Raw genomic sequence first — 15057 nt, 5'->3', positions numbered from 1 at the left:
GACGCCGTCTCCAGGATCCCGGCAGGGACGGCGGGAGGGTGGCCACCGCGCGGGCGGCTTTCCGCGACTCAGGGTGGATGACAGATCCGGCTGGGTAGTGTTTCTCTCCGGCAAGGTCGCACACACAGTCGAAGCGGGACGCGGGCGTACCTTCCTCAGGTGCGCGCGAGAACGCCACCGGTGGAGGAACAGTGTCTCCTGATGCGGGAAACAGCACCCACGTCTTCCTGAGCGAGACGGAACATCACGGCAGCTCTGTCACCGACCCCAAAGGCCTCCGGGCGCGAATAGTGCAGCATGCCCTCTTCGCCGAGCGGCTGGTCATCACCGATTCCCAGGTGCTCCACAACGCGGCGTTACGCTCGCTCCTCGACGGCCGGACGCCCTCCAGCGCCGAATGGCGTGCGGATCTCGCCGAATTGATCCGCTCAGGCATGCTGGTCGTCGTACGACGCGACTCGGCGCGTTCTCTTCGTGAAATCCGGGATGAACACGAAGCGCGCAATGTAAGCAGTGTTCCGACCGAAGAATACGCCGAACTCATGGACGAGATCACCGAAGGGCACATCGTTCCGTATTCGGTGGACCGGGCGAGCGAGCGTTTCAAGACGAGGACGGCAGACCGTCTGAGCGAGCTGATCGGACCGCCCGACGACGACTACGCCCGGACACTGCGTTCCGCGGTGGAATGGATCCACGGCCAGGATCCGCTGTACTACAACTCCCTGCGCGCATGGATCGAGGAGCGGCGCGCGACGCACCGGGACACTTCCGAAGTCGCGCTGGAGGCCGTCGAGCGGTCGGCGAACTGGTCCTTCAGAACCGCCCTGCCCTCCGTGCTGGAGATACCCGTGGCCTGGGGCGCCGTGCGCACACCCACCACGGTCGCGTTGCAAGGTGAAGCCTCCCGGGAGGGATCGACCCTGCCTGGATACGCGCTGAACCCCTACGTGCTGGCGCGCCTCCCCGCGGGTGTGGTCAACGAAGCCGTCGGGCTCGAGTCCCGGAAAGTGGTCGTCGATCAGTTCGCGAGGGCCCACAGTGGTCAGCCGGTGGACACCGACGCGCTGAGGAACGGCGTCGAGGATTTCTGCATGCACCTCCAGGAAGCCGCGGTCGCCGCCTTCCGGGGCCTCGACGCCGACGCTCTGGCCGCCGTCCGGGACGAGCGGGTGAGGGCCAGGCTGCACATCTCGTCATCCTCCGTGGCCACGGGTTCCATCGACACCCTGATCGGGCTGATCAGTTCCGGTTTCAACCCCGCTTCGCTCATGCTCAATCTGCTTTCCGTGCCGTTCGACATCCTCCAGGACAAGAAGGAGAGGAAACTGAAGAAGGAAACCGACAGGTTCAAGAATGCCTGGAGGCTCGAAAAGCAACTGCCCGAGCACGAAAAGCTGCTGCGCATCGTCAGCCCGACGGAACCACCCGAGTGAGATGAATGGTGAGATGTCTGGTCACCGTTGTCACCGTGACCAGACCAGTGCGGCGGCGGCGATGGTGATCGCACACCGCACTCGCTGGTCCGCGAACGCCGCACGCAACTCGGCGGAGCCGAACCAGACGGGTTCCGCGACCGATTCCATGGCTTCGGGCGACCGCTTCCCGAACGCGGAGGTTTCCACCTGGGCCTCGACCACCTCGATGGGGGACTCGATCAGGCCGGTGTCCGCGTAGAGCACGCCCAGCCGCCGGGTGGCGGTTGCGGTCAGACCGGTCTCCTCGTTCAATTCCCGGGCCGCGGCCTGTTCGACCGACTCGCCGGGTTCCTGGCCTCCCCGCGGAAATTCCCACGACAGATCGCCGATCGGGTAGCGAAAAGACGGAACGAGCGCGACCGAGTCGGCCCACCGAGGCACGACGACAACGCCCGAATGCGACCATTTCCATCGAAGATACCGACCCGATTTCCCGCCCGGAGAGACGACAGCGTCGTTGTACAGGCGCCCGTAGGCGTTCCGATAGACCTCGACAGCCTCTTGCCTCCGGATAGGACCTGGTCGCATCGACTGCCTCCGAGAACAGCTTTCGAGAATTGATCCACAAGGCGACATCACCTCAACCGTGCCCGTCGTCCCGTCCGCCCAATCCCCGGGTCACCGTCGCCGGAACACCCCGCCCCTCCCCGGAGACAGCACCATGAGAGGCGTACGGGGGCAGGTCATCTTGATCTGACTTGCCCTGTGGGGTGGGTGAGAAGGATGTCGCAGCGCCCAAGCCCTATCCGGAAAAGTTCCGCGAGGATGTCGCGCGGGTCGCAAGGAACCGCGGACCATGCCGGGACGATCGGTCCGGCTTCCGGCGGACGGCATGGGCAAGCAGCGCCGCATCAGCGTCTCGGCGGTGTCACCGGCGTTCACGGTCTCTTGATGGACCACACGCGGCTCCTGTTGAATCGACTGGATCCAAGCGGGTGGAGCGGACCGGGTTGGCGGTCGAACGATCGGGGGACGGCCCATGGACGACACTGAGAGAAGTGACGGCCCGGCGGGCGTGAACACGAAGCTGTACCTCTCCTCGCTCGGTCTGGCCGCCGCGCTGCTGATCGTGATCAGGCTGTTCGCGTTGCCGCACCTGGGCGGGGCGACGAAGGTGAGTCTCAGCGACACGATCATCTCGATCGTCGACTCGCTCACCGGAGCCGCAGTGGCCTCCTTGTGCGTCTCGCTGCTCGTGGTGTTCTTCTACGGCTTGAAGCGGCAGGGGCCGACGGAGGTTCAGGTGGTCACCGACCCCGGATCGATCTCCTCCGAGCTGGACAAGGCAGCAGGCGCCACCAACTCCTGGGATTACCGGGGTCATACGGCTCGGTATTTCAGATCGGCGGTCCTGCCGACCCTTCTCCAGCGCGCCGAGAGACAGGGGCACTATCTCTCGGTGAACGTGCAGGTGCTCGATCCGGACAACGTCGAACTCATGGACTTCTTCGCCGAGTACCGGCGGAACGCGAACCCCGACCGGCGGGACTACTGGACCCGGCAGCGCGCGCAGGCGGAGATCGCTGCGACCATTATCAGGCTCCAGCTCCTGAGTTACCAGTTCTCCCGGCTCAACTGCCGGGTGTACCTAGCGTCCACTGTTTCACCGTTCACGATCGACCTGTCCGACACCTGCGTGCTCGTGACCCGCGAGAAGGCCGGCGCGGCCGCGCTGAAATACCCGGTCGGCTCGTCCTTCTACGACTCGACCAAAGAGGACATGCGGCTGAGCAACCGCCAGAGCACGGAGCTGGCTCTCCCCCGGTCCGCCACCGAGCTGGATCCTGGTTCCGTCGCGGACGTCAGAGAAGTCCTCTCCCTGCTGGACATCCTCCAGGGGGCGGACGACGAACTCCTGAGCATGACATTGCACGCGTACCGGAGGCCGGTGAACCCCTATGCCAACGCGTGAGCCGATCGGCTCGTGGATGACCCGTCAAGGGTGGCCGGACCTACGGACGTTCCTGAACGACTCGCCCTCCTACCTGCACCCCTACGGATTCCTCGTGTTCCGTCTGCCCTTGGACACGTTCCCGGAGTGGGGCATCCGCGTGCATCTGTGGCCACCCGCAGGAAAACGGAGAACGAGCTCCGACCCCTTCATCGTGCACAGCCACGGCTGGGACCTTCTGACACGTTCCATCGTGGGCTGTGTCCGACACGCGATGTACGACGTGGATGATGGCGCGACGGCTGTGCGGTACGACTCGTACACCGTCGAGAGCTCGCTCGGCGTCGGAGCCAGCGTTCTCTCGCCGGAAGGAAGGTCCACGAGTGTCCGCATGGTCTCGGAATGGGACGCCACACCGCAGGAGAGCCCGCTCCACATTCCTGCCGGGAGGTTCCACACCACGACAAGCCCGCATGAAGCCGTATGGGATTCCTGGTCCGTGACTCTAGTCGCCACCGAGCGCGTGGCCGGCAACGACTCAAGGGTGCTCGGCCCCTCAAAGGGCAGTGCCGTGATCAACGAACGAGCCGCAATCACGGATCCCAGTATTCCGCTCTCCGCCGTTGACCACGAGTACGAGCAGCGGACTGATAGATCTAACCTGTGGACGTCCTTTGTCTTCCTGATCGACTCGGGAAGGATCCTGCTCGCGCGGACTCGCCGCTATCCCGGGTACTGGCATCCCGTTGGGGGCCAGATGGAGTCGTGGGACGACACGCCCTTGGACACCGCCCGCCGCGAGGTGCGCGAAGAGCTGGGCATCTACCTGGACGCGGGGGAGATGATCTCGGTCGGGTGTCTCCCCAGGGACGAAGGGCCCGGGAAGGTCCACGCATGGGTCTGCGTCGGCGCCCTTCCCGCGCGTCCCGACGTACAAGAGGAGGAGATCCACGAGGTCCGGTGGACGACGCTGGAAGAGGCCCTTCGGGCGGACTCCCTGGCTGCGTCACAGAGCTTCCTCACCACCATCTCGGACAGACGGCGCGAGTTCGGCCTGGAGATCTGACCTCGGTCCCGGAGGCGGCGCCGGGCCCACGAGAACACCCCACGGACCCTGCTAGAGCCACCGCTACCGCACCGTCAGAGATCGGGGGTGGCCCTGGCAGCCCCCTCGCACGCGCGGCGAGGATGACAGCGCCCTCGGTGCGGAGACTCAGGGCGTCTGACGGCCCGGGGACCGCAGACGGTGAAGGGTGGCGGGAGCCCGCTGTAAATCTGCCAGCTCGATCGAATGGTTGGCTGGAGCTGCCTGGCGGCTCAGGTCTTGAGCCGGGCCGCCTGTGGGCCGTCGCGGGTCGGCCCACAGTGACCGACAACGACCATGGACGGCCGCTCGATCGCAGATCACTGCCGTCTCGGCGTGCATCGTCCGAGGGCCGTCCGGGGCCGCACAAGTTCCTGCGCAACAAGCCCCAGGAGTAGGAGGAGTCCCGCTCCAAGGTGACCGCCTCAAGCTGCGGAAGACCCTGCCCCTGCTACAGACTCGGAGCGAGGCGGGAACGGCTCCAGGAGCCGACAGCCCTTGGGAGCCATACGGGGAGCCAACCGAGGCGTCCGACGACGGACGAGCGTGGACCGTCACGGACAGCGGCAGCGCTCGGCAACGGGTCATGCCGGGCCCCTCGAACACCCTTCCTCAGCCCCCCGTTAGCCCTGCCTTAAAGGGACCATAAGGATCTCCGTCACCCGCCTCCAGGAGGCGATTCCACGGTTTCTTGGGGCTAGCTTTCTGATCACCCCCCACGGGATCGCCGCTCGGAGCGCCGTGCGGGACTCACCCCACGCACCAGGACCGTTCGAGGAGTTCCCCATGTCCGCACGCCGCAAGGCCGCCGGTGTCGCCGTCCTCGGCGTCGCCCCGCTCGCCCTGTCCGCGCTGGCCGCGGCGCCCGCCTCGGCGCACGGCTCGATGGGGAACCCGGTGAGCCGGGTGTCCCAGTGTTACGCGGAGGGGCCGGAGAACCCCCGGTCGGATGCCTGCAAGGCGGCCGTCGCGGCGGGCGGCACCCAGGCGCTCTACGACTGGAACGGCATCCGCATCGGCGACGCGAACGGGCGGCACCAGGAGCTGATCGCGGACGGCAAGCTGTGCAGCGCCGGCAACGCCGAGTTCAAGGGGCTCGACCTGGCGCGCTCCGACTGGCCCGCGACCAGCGTGAGCAGCGGCTCGTACACCTTCAAGTACCGGGTGACCGCACCCCACAAGGGCACGTTCAAGGTCTACGTCACGAAGCCGGGCTACGACCCGTCGCGGCCGCTGGCCTGGGGCGACCTCGACCTGGCGCACCCGGTCGCGACGGCCACCGACCCGGCGGCCTCGGGCGGCTTCTACACGTTCTCCGGGACCCTCCCGGAGCGCTCGGGCAAGCAACTCCTCTACGCGGTCTGGCAGCGCTCGGACAGCCCGGAGGCCTTCTACTCCTGCTCCGATGTGACGTTCGGCGGCACGGGGAGCGGCAAGGGCACGGGCGGCGGCAACGCTCCCGTGCCGAGCGCCTCGGCGCCGTCCGAGAAGCAGATCGAGGACGGCAGCGACAAGTCGACCGTGGAGCACCACGGTCACGGTGACGGCGACGCCGGTACGTCGGCGGAGCCGGCCCCGGGCAAGGCCACCGCCGGGACGGCCGAGGACACCAAGTCGGCCGGGGCGGAGGAGGGCTCCCAGGCCACCGTGGATTCCGCGGACTCCTCGGAGAACCTGCCGGAAGCCGCCGGTTCCGCTCGGAGTCTCGCCGAGACCGGCGGTGACGCCTCCACCTCGTACATCGCGATCGGCGGTGCCGCCGCGCTCGCGCTCGGTGCGGCGGCGCTGTTCGCCTCGGTGCGGCGGCGCGCCACGCCGGGCAGCCGGCGCGGGCGCTGAGAGCCGGACGACTCCGGGGGCTGACCGGCGGCTCAGGCCGGACAGCCCCCGGCGGCGTGCTCCGCCGTCCGCGTTCCGCATGTGCGGAACGCGGACGGACGGACGATCACGCCGGTGCGCTCGGGCGGACCACCATGGACGAGTGGTCCGCCGAGCCGGTCAGCTGAACACCGACGCGCAGGTGGTGGTGGACGCGTGCGCCGGGTCGAGCGCGTTCGCCACCTCGTGGTACGCGATCCGGTCGAAGATCCCGATGGCCACGTGCTCGGAGAGGTCGAGCCCGCACAGGTTCTGCAACAGGACGTTGTGGACGTCGGATCCGCTCAGGTACCCGGAGCTGTACGGCGTGACCACCTCGTCGTACTTGGTGGCGATGACCGTGTAGTGGACGCCGGGGACGGTGTCGCCGCCCTCGTTGAGCTTGGTCAGGAACGCGGAGCCGGCGATCTGGTCCGCGAGTCCCGGGGTCGCCGTGGACAGCAGATCCTCCGCGCCCGGGAAGTACGGGAGCAGCTTGGTGAGTCCGTTGAGGCTCGTGCCGTGGTTGTCGGGGGCGATACCGACGAGGGCGTTCACCTTGGCGGCTCCGCCGAGGAACTTGAGGTAGTAGCGGGGCATCATGCCGCCCTGCGAGTGGCCCACCACGTCGGCCTTGGCGGCGCCGGTCGCGGCGAGCACTTTGTCTACGAAGACCTGGAGCTGTGCGGCCGACTTGTCGATGGGGCCGAGGCCGTAGAACAGCGGGACGCCAGGCAGCTGCCCGTAGTCGAGGGAGAAGACGCAGTACCCACGGCTGGTCAGGTAGGGGGCGAGGGCCAGCCAGTTGTCGACGGAGTTCCCGAAGGTGCCGTGGACGAGGACGACGGGGCGCGGGTGTGTGGCGGACGGCTTGCAGGAGTAGTTGTTCCAGCCACTGCTGGGGGCGGAATCAGCTTGTGCTGTGGCGGCGGGGACGACTGCGACCGTGGCGGTCAGGAGCAGCGCGGCCAGGGGTCTGAGCACTCGCTTCCAGGGCAGCATCGAGTGATCTCCTTGCGGCTCAAGGGAGTTGTGGGGGTGTACGCCCTGTGATCCGGATCACGAGGATGCTGTTCACTCGTCAAGTTACGGGCGAGTAGCAGACGTGTGAAGTTACGCGTCAGTAAAAACTTCCAGTGATAACCAGAAGAGCCGCCGCCGGTGACGGAACGTCACCAGGTGGGCCTGATGGGACCGTAGGGCGCGATGCTCGCCAAACGTGTGCACAACGCGCGCATTTCACCCTCCCCCAGCACTTCGGCCCACGCCCGCACGGCGTCCGCGGCCGCCTCTTCGGCCGCACGGGTGCAGGCCCATCCGAGCTCGGTGAGCACGAGGAGCCGGGCCCGCGCGTCGTCGGGGTGAGGCCGCCGCTCCACGTACCCCTTGCGGACGAGCTCCTCGACGAGCTGACTGGCGGCCTGCTTGGTGACTCCCAGATGGGCCGCGACCTCGGTGACGGTCGCCCCGCCCGGAGCGAGCCGCGCGAAGGCGAAGCCGTGCGCGGGCCGCACCCCCTCGAATCCACGGGCGACCACGCCTTCGTGGATGCGTTGCGTCAGCTCGCCGGCGGCGGCGAGCAGGGCGGCGGACAGGGCCATGGCCTCGGAGTTCTGCACGCCTGCATTGAAACACCCTTGACTATTCGGTCAAGCTGCTTGACCATAATCGGGAAACAGAAAGTCAAGCTACTTGACTACATTCCGGCAGTCGCCCGGCTCACCACCTCGCCGGCTCCCCGGCTCCCCGACTCACCGACTCACCGATCCTGGAGGCACCCGTGCCCGTCGTCCGTTCGTCCGAAGCCGTGGCCCACGAGGTCCACGGCGCCCGTTTCGTCTCGTACGCCGCTCCCCGCAGCGGCAGCAAGGAGCTGTGCGCCTGGCGCACGGAGATTCCCGCGGGGCATCAGGCCCCCGTGCACACCGTCAACCGCGAGGAGATCCTCCTGCTCCTCTCCGGCGAACTGCTGGTCACACTCGACGGCCGCACCGAGCGGATCACCGCGGGCGACACCGTGATCGTCACCCCGGGCGCGACCCTCGGCATCGAGAACCCGGCCCAGGAGGCCGCGCTCTGCTGGGTCACCACGTCCATCGGTCTCCAGGCGGAACTGGCCGACGGCTCGACCCTCACGCCGCCCTGGGCGAACTAGGGCCCCTGGCGGGCAACGGCGCCCGACGTCGGCCGGCCGGGGCACCGGGCCCGCGCGGACGGCGTCAGGCGGCCAGCGTCCCCGGGCCGATCACGTGCGGGCCGAACTTCGCCCGCGCCCGGTCGGCGACCTCCTCGATACGGCGGACCTTCTCGTCGACCGGGTCGAAGGTGAGCTGACGGGAGGCCTGCGCCGCGGGGGTCAGCCCCTCGGCACGCAGGGCGATCACACGGACCCGGGCACGCTGGAGGCCGAGCGCCTCGTACATGCGGTACGCGGCGCCGGTCAGCGTCGACGAGTGCGCGGTCGCCTCCGTGAGGGTCCGGCTGCGGGTGGTCGCGGAACGGTCGGCGTAACGCACGGTGAGGGTCAGCGTGCGGCAGACCTTCTCCAGGGAGCGCAGCCGGGTACCGAGCTCCTCGGCTGCGGAGAGCAGCGCCCTGCGGTGCCGGGCGGGGTCCAACTCGTCGTACGGGAAGGGTCGTTCGGTGGCCAGAGATCGCGAGGCGGCGTTCGGTACGACCCGGCCGCGGTCGATGCCGGACGCCTTCTCGCGCAGTTCGCGGCCGGGCCGGACGCCGGTGAGACGCTGAAGCGTGGACAGGGGCGCGGCCGCGACCTTGCCGATGGTGTCGAGGCCGTACTCGCCCAGGGTGCGGGCGGTGGCGCCGCCGACGCCTGGCAGCGTGGCGACGGGCCGGCCGGCGAGGAACTCCGTCACGGCGTCCGGCTCTTCGGACACCACCCGGGGCGCTCCGGGTACGGCGTCCCGCAGTGCCATCCGCGCGAGCATCGGTCCGGGGCCGGCCCCGATCACGCAGTCGATCCCGTACAGGGCGAGTGTCCGCACCCGGATCAGCGAGGCGAACTCGACGGCACCGCGCCCGAAGTACCGCTCGGCGCCCCGCAGATCGAGCAGGGCGCCGTCGGGTGGCAGCGCCTCGACGACGGGGGTGAACTCCTCCAGGACGCCGAGGAGCCGGGGCAGGCCGGCCTCGTACATCGGAGGCAGCTGGAAACGTACGCAGAGGATGGTCATCCCGCACTCCCCGGGCTCTGGTGCCACAACTTCTTTCCTCCCGCGGGCCCTTCGCCCGCGGGACGCAGATCGGCCCAGGGGTGCATCTCGTACCCCGTGGGCATCCGGATCGTCCGGCCCCCGGCCGGACCGCGGTCGCCTGCCGGACCACCGCCACCGGACGGGCCCTGCCGCCGCGGCTCCCCCGGCCCGCCCGGCCCGCCCGGCCCGCCCGGCCCGCCCGGCTTCTGCGGCGCGGGTTCGGCCAGTCGCTCCGCCACCACGTCGAGGCCGCCCTCGGCGCGCAGTTCGACCAGTTCGGCGAGGTTCCAGGCCGCCGCGCCCACCACGCTGAGACTGCGCGGTCCACGGCGCTGCACCACTCCGCGCACGAGCAGCAGCCAGGAGTGGAACACGGTGTGGGCGCAGGCGTCGTGGGAGTCGTCGAAGAAGGCGAGGTCGACCAGGCCCGTCCCGTCGTCCAGCGTGCTGAAGATGACTCGCTTGCCGGAGCGGATCGGCGGCGTCTGGGTGGCCGCCTTGGCACCCGCGACCAGGACCGTCTCACCGTGCCGTGCCTCGCGCAGCCTTCGTGCCGTGACCACGCCCAACTCCCCCAGGAACGCTCGGTGGTCGTCCATCAGATTGCGCGAGGCGTCCATCGAGAGCACGCCCAGTTCGGCACTCAGCCGCTCCGCCGAGGACAGGTCGGGCAGCCCGGCGGAGGCGGTGTTCCGCCCTCCGGACAGCGGGAGTTGGCCACCGCCCGCGCCCCGGGAACCGCGGTGCAGTTCGGTCAGGTGCAGTTGCAGATCACGGCGGTTGGCGCCGAACGCGTCCAGCGCGCCGACCTGCGCGAGCCGCTGGGCGAGCGGCCGGCTCGGCCGGGCCCGTTCCCAGAAGTCGAGCAGCGAGGCGTACGGCCGCCCTTCCGCGATCCGCGCCGCCTCGGCCTCGCTGATGCCGTGCACGTCGGAGAGCGCCAGCCGGACACCCCAGCGACCGGCGGCACCCGAGCCCGAACCGGGGCCCGGGCCGGTGTCCGAACCGGGGCCGGTGTCCGAACCCGAGCCGATGCCCGGCCCAGTCGACTCAGACACCAGTTCGATGCAATGGGCGACCGCCGACCGGTTCACGTCCAACGGCAGGATCGGCACCTCGCGCCGCCGCGCGTCCGCCAGCAGCAGCCGCTTCGGATACATCCCGGGGTCGTGCGTGAGCAACCCGGCGTAGAAGGCGGCCGGGTGATGGGCCTTCAACCAGGCCGACTGGTACGTCGGGACGGCGAAGGCGACGGCGTGCGCCTTGCAGAAGCCGTACGACCCGAAGGCCTCGACGATCTCCCAGGTGCGCGCGATGGTCTCGGCGTCGTACCCCTTCACCGCCGCGTGCTGCGCGAACCAGAACCGGATGCGCCCCTGCGACTCGGGGTCGGAGAGCCCGCGCCGCACCCGGTCCGCCTCGTCGCGCCCGCAGCCGGTCATGATGTCGACGATGTCGATGATCTGCTCGTGGAAGACGACGACCCCGTACGTCTCCTTCAGCGGTCCCTCCAGGTCCGGGTGCGGATAGCGGACCGGCGCCCGGCCGTGCCGCGCCTCGATGAACGGCCGCACCATGTCGGCGGCGACCGGCCCCGGCCGGAAGAGCGAGATGTCGACGACGAGGTCGTGGAAGGTCGCGGGCTGAAGCCGTCCGACCAGGTCGCGCTGTCCCGGCGACTCGATCTGGAAGCAGCCCAGCGTCTCGGTGGACTGGATGAGCCGGTACGTCGCCGGGTCACCCGGCGCCACCGCGTCGATGTCCGGCCGGTCCCCCGTGGCCCGCTCCACCTCGGCCACCGCGTGCGCCATCGCGGACTGCATCCGCACACCCAGCACGTCGAGCTTGAGCAGGCCGAGATCCTCGACGTCCTCCTTGTCGAACTGGGACATGGGCAGGCCCTCGCCGCTGGTCGGCATGACCGGCGTACGGGCGAGCAGGGAGGCGTCGGAGAGGAGCACCCCGCACGGGTGCATGGCGATGCCGCGCGGGAGGGCGTCGAGGGATTCGACCAGGTCCCACAGCTTGCCGTATCTGTCCTTCTCCCCGGCCAGTGCGCGCAGTTCGGGGAGTTCGTCCATGGCCGCGCGGGCGTCACGGGCCCTGATGTGCGGGAAGGCCTTGGCGATCCGGTCGATCTCGGCCGGGTCCAGCGAGAGGGCGGCGCCCACATCGCGGACGGCGTGCCGGACCCGGTAGGTCTCGGGCATGGAGACGGTCGCGACCCGCTCGGTGCCGAACCGGCCGATGATCGCGCGGTAGACCTCCAGACGGCGCGCGGACTCCACGTCGATGTCGATGTCGGGCAGCACCGGGCGGCGCTTGGACAGGAAGCGCTCCATCAGCAGCCGGTGCTCGACGGGGTCGGCGTGCGCGATGCCGAGGAGGTGGTTGACCAGGGAACCGGCGCCGGAGCCGCGTGCCGCGACCCGGATGCCCATCCCCCTTACGTCGTGCACGACTTGAGCGACCGTCAGGAAATAAGAAGCGAAGTTGTGGTGGGCGATGATGTCCAGCTCATGGTGCATCCGTTCCCAGTACGCGCGCCGGCCGGCGTAACCGCGCAGCACCATGCCCGCCGCCGCGCGGGAGGCCAGGACGCGCTGGGCGGTGCGCCGGTCCGCGCCGACGAGACGCGGTTCGGGGAAGTGCACGCCGCCGATGCCGAGGTCGTCCTCGGGGTCGACTCGGCAGGCGTCGGCGGTGGCCCGCGTCTGTTCGAGCAGCCGGTGCGCGGTGTCGCGCCGGAAGCCCGCCGCCTCGACGATCCGTTCGGCGGCAGCCAGCATGGCGGTCCCGTCCTTGAGCCAGGCCTCGCCGGAGTCCAGCTCGCGCCGGGGGTCGACGGGGACGAGCAGGCGGGCGGCGTCCAGGACGTCGGCGACCGGGCCGAGGCCCGCGTCGGCGTACCGGACGGCGTTGCTGAGCACGGGACGCACACGCTGTTCGGCGGCGAAGCCGACCATGCGGGCGGCCAGGCGCAGGGAGCCGGGGCCGGTGCCCTGACGGCCGTGCCAGACGGCTTCGAGGCGCAGGGCGTCGCCGTAGATCTCCCGCCAGGGCGCGAGCAGCGCGGCAGCGCGGTCCGGGCGGCCCGCGGCGAGCGCGCGGCCGACGTCGGAGGCGGGGCCGAGCAGCACGGTCAGACCGTCGGCGTGATTGTCGGGCCAGGGCAGCAGCGGCGAGCCGTCCGCCCTGCCGCCCGCATGCGTCGCCGTGACGATTCTGCAGAGGTCGGCCCAGCCGGTGGCGCCGTCCCGGGCGAGGAAGGTCGCCCGGGGTGCCGACTCGTCGATGAAGGCACCTCCGCGCACCGGGGCGCGGCGCCGCTCCCCCCGTACCGGCTCCCCGACCGCCAGGTCCACGCCGAACAGCGGGCGGATGCCCGCCTTCGCGCAGGCCTTGGCGAACCGGACCGAGCCCGCGAGGGTGTCCCGGTCGGTGAGCGCGAGGGCGTCCATGCCCCGCTCGGACGCGCGCTCGGCGAGCCGCTCCGGGTGCGAGGCCCCGTACCGCAGGGAGAACCCGGAGGCGGTGTGCAGATGCGTGAATCCCGGCACGCACACCTCCCGACCTGTGAGCCTTTACGGCTCTCGAACACTTGTTCCCAGCTACCCCACCCCCACCATAGACCAATTCTCGAACACTTGTACGACATCCGCGGGGACCCGGTCCCACCTGCGCGAACACCGGGCGGATCGGACCGTGAGGCCTGCGAGAGGGGCGCCGGCGCCGGCGTTCCTCCCGCCCGGGACCCCGGCCGGAAAAACCGGGAGCCCCGCCCCCGCGACGTGCGCGGGAGCGGGGCTCCGCCTCCCCGGGGGGAGGCCTGACCGGGAAGGCCGTCTGTCGATCCGGGTTCCGAAGGCCGTCAGCCGATCCGGACCCGAAGACCGTCAGCCGATCTGGGCGCCGAAGGCCGAGAGCGCCTCGGGCACGGGCTGGAAGAAGGTCTCGCCGCCCGCGGTGCAGTCACCGCTGCCGCCGGAGGTGAGGCCGATCGCGGTGTCACCGGAGAAGAGCGAGCCGCCGCTGTCGCCGGGCTCGGCGCAGACATCGGTCTGGATGAGACCGTTGACGACATCGCCGTTGCCGTAGTTCACGGTGGCGTCCAGACCCTTGACCGTGCCGTCGTGCACCTGGGTCGTGGAGCCGCTGCGGGTCACCTTCATGCCGACGGTGGCGTCGCCCGCCTTGGTGATGGGCTGCGTGGAGCCGTTGTAGAGGTCGACCTCGCTCGGGTGGTCCGTGGTCGCCGTGTACTTGACCAGGCCGAAGTCGTTGTCGGGGAAGCTGGACTGCTCGTTCGTGCCGATCTGCTTGCCGTCGGAGTCCGACCAGGTGGAGATCGCCTCGGTGCAGTGCCCGGCGGTGATGAAGTACGGCTGCCCGCCCTTGACCACGTTGAAGCCGAGCGAACAGCGCCCGCCGGAACCGCTGATGGCGTCACCACCGGCGACGAAGGGCTTGAACTCCCCCTTCGTCCGCTTGAGTTCCGCCTTGGCGCCGAGACCGTCGACGACCTTGGTGAGTCTGGCCCACTCGGCCTCGGAGACCGTGCGGTCGGCCGTGACGACGACCTGGTTGGTCTCCGGGTCGGTGGCCCAGGACGTACCCGGGATGCTCGCGTCCTTCTTGAGCGTGGTGCGGGCGCCGGACAGCTCGGCGAGGGAGTTCTCGACGATCCTGGCCCGGGCTCCGGCCGCCGTGACGGTCCTGGCCGCGGCCTCGTCGAGCACGTTGACGACGAGGTGCCGGGACTTCGCGTCGTAGTACGTTCCCGCGGCGTCGGCGCCCAGGTCCTCGCCGAGGGTCGAGGCGAGCTTTCCGGCCGCCGCGACGGAGAGGGCGTGCGGCTCGGGGCTCTTCGGGGCCTCGCTCGCGTTCGCAGTCTGGAAGGTGACTCCGGCGGCGACGAGTGCGGCGATGCCCGCACCCGTCATGAGGGCAGGCCTCTTGGACATACGTCGGTGCTTCAACTCACGTCCTCCTGTGGGGGGTCGGTCCGGGAGGTTGTGGGGACCTCCGGGGCCGGAAGGCGTACGGACATGGGCGCCGGGCACGACGAAAAGTCCGTACCGTCGCGTCCATGCCAGTTGTTCCTCGCCCACTATTCCGAGACGCACAGGGAACACACAAGGTCGACTTCAGGACGCCTGTACGACAACAGCCGTACCGCTTCTACGTCCTGACTGTGCGTGGTCACGCCCCGTGGATTCGCACAGCAAACACGGAAACACGCGTCCCACCGCGGCGGCTCTCGGGATCCGGCCCTGTCTTGATATCGCCCCCGCGCGGGGCGAACACAAGAAGGCTCGCCGGTAAGGCGGTTGCTTCCGCACCGGTTGCTCCGCCCGGCAACCTACTCAGAAGCGGTCGACCGCTCCGGCCGCGACTCCGGTTGCGGCTCCGGTTGCGGCTGCGGCTGCGGCACCGTCGGCTGCTGTCCCGACTGGGCCCGTTCCAGGAAGCGCAGCAGTTCGACCGGGAAGGGCAGGACGAGGGTGGAGTTCTTCTCGGCCGCGACGGCCA

The 15057-nt window shown here is 69.7% G+C and carries 11 protein-coding genes and 1 pseudogene; 5 read left to right on the top strand and 7 right to left on the bottom strand.

What is annotated here, in order from left to right:
* Positions 1 to 191 precede the first annotated feature (191 nt).
* A complete protein-coding gene (locus tag ACF07B_RS37940) occupies positions 192 to 1436 on the top strand; it encodes a hypothetical protein (protein WP_392182267.1) in 1245 nt (414 codons plus the stop codon).
* Between the two features lie 30 nt (positions 1437 to 1466).
* Here the strand turns inward: ACF07B_RS37940 and ACF07B_RS37935 are convergent, their stop codons facing one another.
* Positions 1467 to 2006, bottom strand: a complete 540-nt coding sequence (locus ACF07B_RS37935; protein ID WP_369486352.1) for an NUDIX hydrolase — start codon at positions 2004 to 2006, stop codon at positions 1467 to 1469.
* A gap of 451 nt (positions 2007 to 2457) precedes the next feature.
* Between ACF07B_RS37935 and ACF07B_RS37930 the strand changes: the two genes are divergently transcribed.
* The 3 genes from ACF07B_RS37930 to ACF07B_RS37920 all read left to right on the top strand — a co-directional run bounded on the left by ACF07B_RS37930 (position 2458) and on the right by ACF07B_RS37920 (position 6292).
* Entirely contained in the window at positions 2458 to 3390 is a 933-nt protein-coding gene (locus tag ACF07B_RS37930) for a hypothetical protein (RefSeq protein ID WP_392182266.1), read from the top strand.
* 94 nt (positions 3391 to 3484) lie between these two features.
* A complete protein-coding gene (locus ACF07B_RS37925; RefSeq protein WP_392182265.1) occupies positions 3485 to 4435 on the top strand; it encodes an NUDIX hydrolase in 951 nt (316 codons plus the stop codon).
* Between the two features lie 804 nt (positions 4436 to 5239).
* Positions 5240 to 6292 (top strand): lytic polysaccharide monooxygenase, encoded by a 1053-nt coding sequence (locus ACF07B_RS37920; protein ID WP_392182264.1) that lies wholly within the window; start codon positions 5240 to 5242, stop codon positions 6290 to 6292.
* A 159-nt stretch (positions 6293 to 6451) separates the two neighbouring features.
* On the opposite strand, the gene ACF07B_RS37915 is transcribed toward ACF07B_RS37920, so the two are convergent.
* Together ACF07B_RS37915 and ACF07B_RS37910 are read right to left on the bottom strand one after the other, a co-directional pair.
* Entirely contained in the window at positions 6452 to 7312 is an 861-nt protein-coding gene (locus ACF07B_RS37915; RefSeq protein ID WP_384234333.1) for an esterase/lipase family protein, read from the bottom strand.
* Positions 7313 to 7482: 170 nt separating this feature from the next.
* Positions 7483 to 7929: a MarR family winged helix-turn-helix transcriptional regulator gene (locus tag ACF07B_RS37910; RefSeq protein WP_369485782.1), complete on the bottom strand. Its 447-nt coding sequence runs from the start codon at positions 7927 to 7929 to the stop codon at positions 7483 to 7485.
* Positions 7930 to 8090: 161 nt separating this feature from the next.
* On the opposite strand from ACF07B_RS37910, the gene ACF07B_RS37905 reads away from it, so the two are divergent.
* Positions 8091 to 8465, top strand: coding sequence for a cupin domain-containing protein (locus ACF07B_RS37905; RefSeq protein ID WP_392182263.1), 375 nt, complete (start codon positions 8091 to 8093; stop codon positions 8463 to 8465).
* 64 nt (positions 8466 to 8529) lie between these two features.
* Here the strand turns inward: ACF07B_RS37905 and ACF07B_RS37900 are convergent, their stop codons facing one another.
* The 4 genes and pseudogenes from ACF07B_RS37900 to ACF07B_RS37885 form a co-directional block, all read right to left on the bottom strand.
* A complete protein-coding gene (locus tag ACF07B_RS37900; protein ID WP_392182262.1) occupies positions 8530 to 9504 on the bottom strand; it encodes a hypothetical protein in 975 nt (324 codons plus the stop codon).
* Entirely contained in the window at positions 9501 to 13085 is a 3585-nt protein-coding gene (locus ACF07B_RS37895; protein WP_392182261.1) for a DNA polymerase III subunit alpha, read from the bottom strand. Before ACF07B_RS37895 ends, ACF07B_RS37900 begins: the two co-directional genes overlap by 4 nt.
* Before the next feature lie 336 nt (positions 13086 to 13421).
* Positions 13422 to 14489 carry a S1 family peptidase gene (locus ACF07B_RS37890; RefSeq protein ID WP_392182260.1) on the bottom strand — a complete coding sequence of 356 codons (1068 nt, stop codon included), beginning with the start codon at positions 14487 to 14489 and terminating at the stop codon, positions 13422 to 13424.
* Between the two features lie 398 nt (positions 14490 to 14887).
* Positions 14888 to 15057, bottom strand: a pseudogene (locus tag ACF07B_RS37885) (slipin family protein); the annotation flags it as partial.

It is taken from the genome of Streptomyces sp. NPDC015532, from assembly GCF_043078065.1.
In the GTDB taxonomy this organism is placed as follows: domain Bacteria; phylum Actinomycetota; class Actinomycetes; order Streptomycetales; family Streptomycetaceae; genus Streptomyces.
This window is presented reverse-complemented; position numbering and strand designations above follow the sequence as displayed.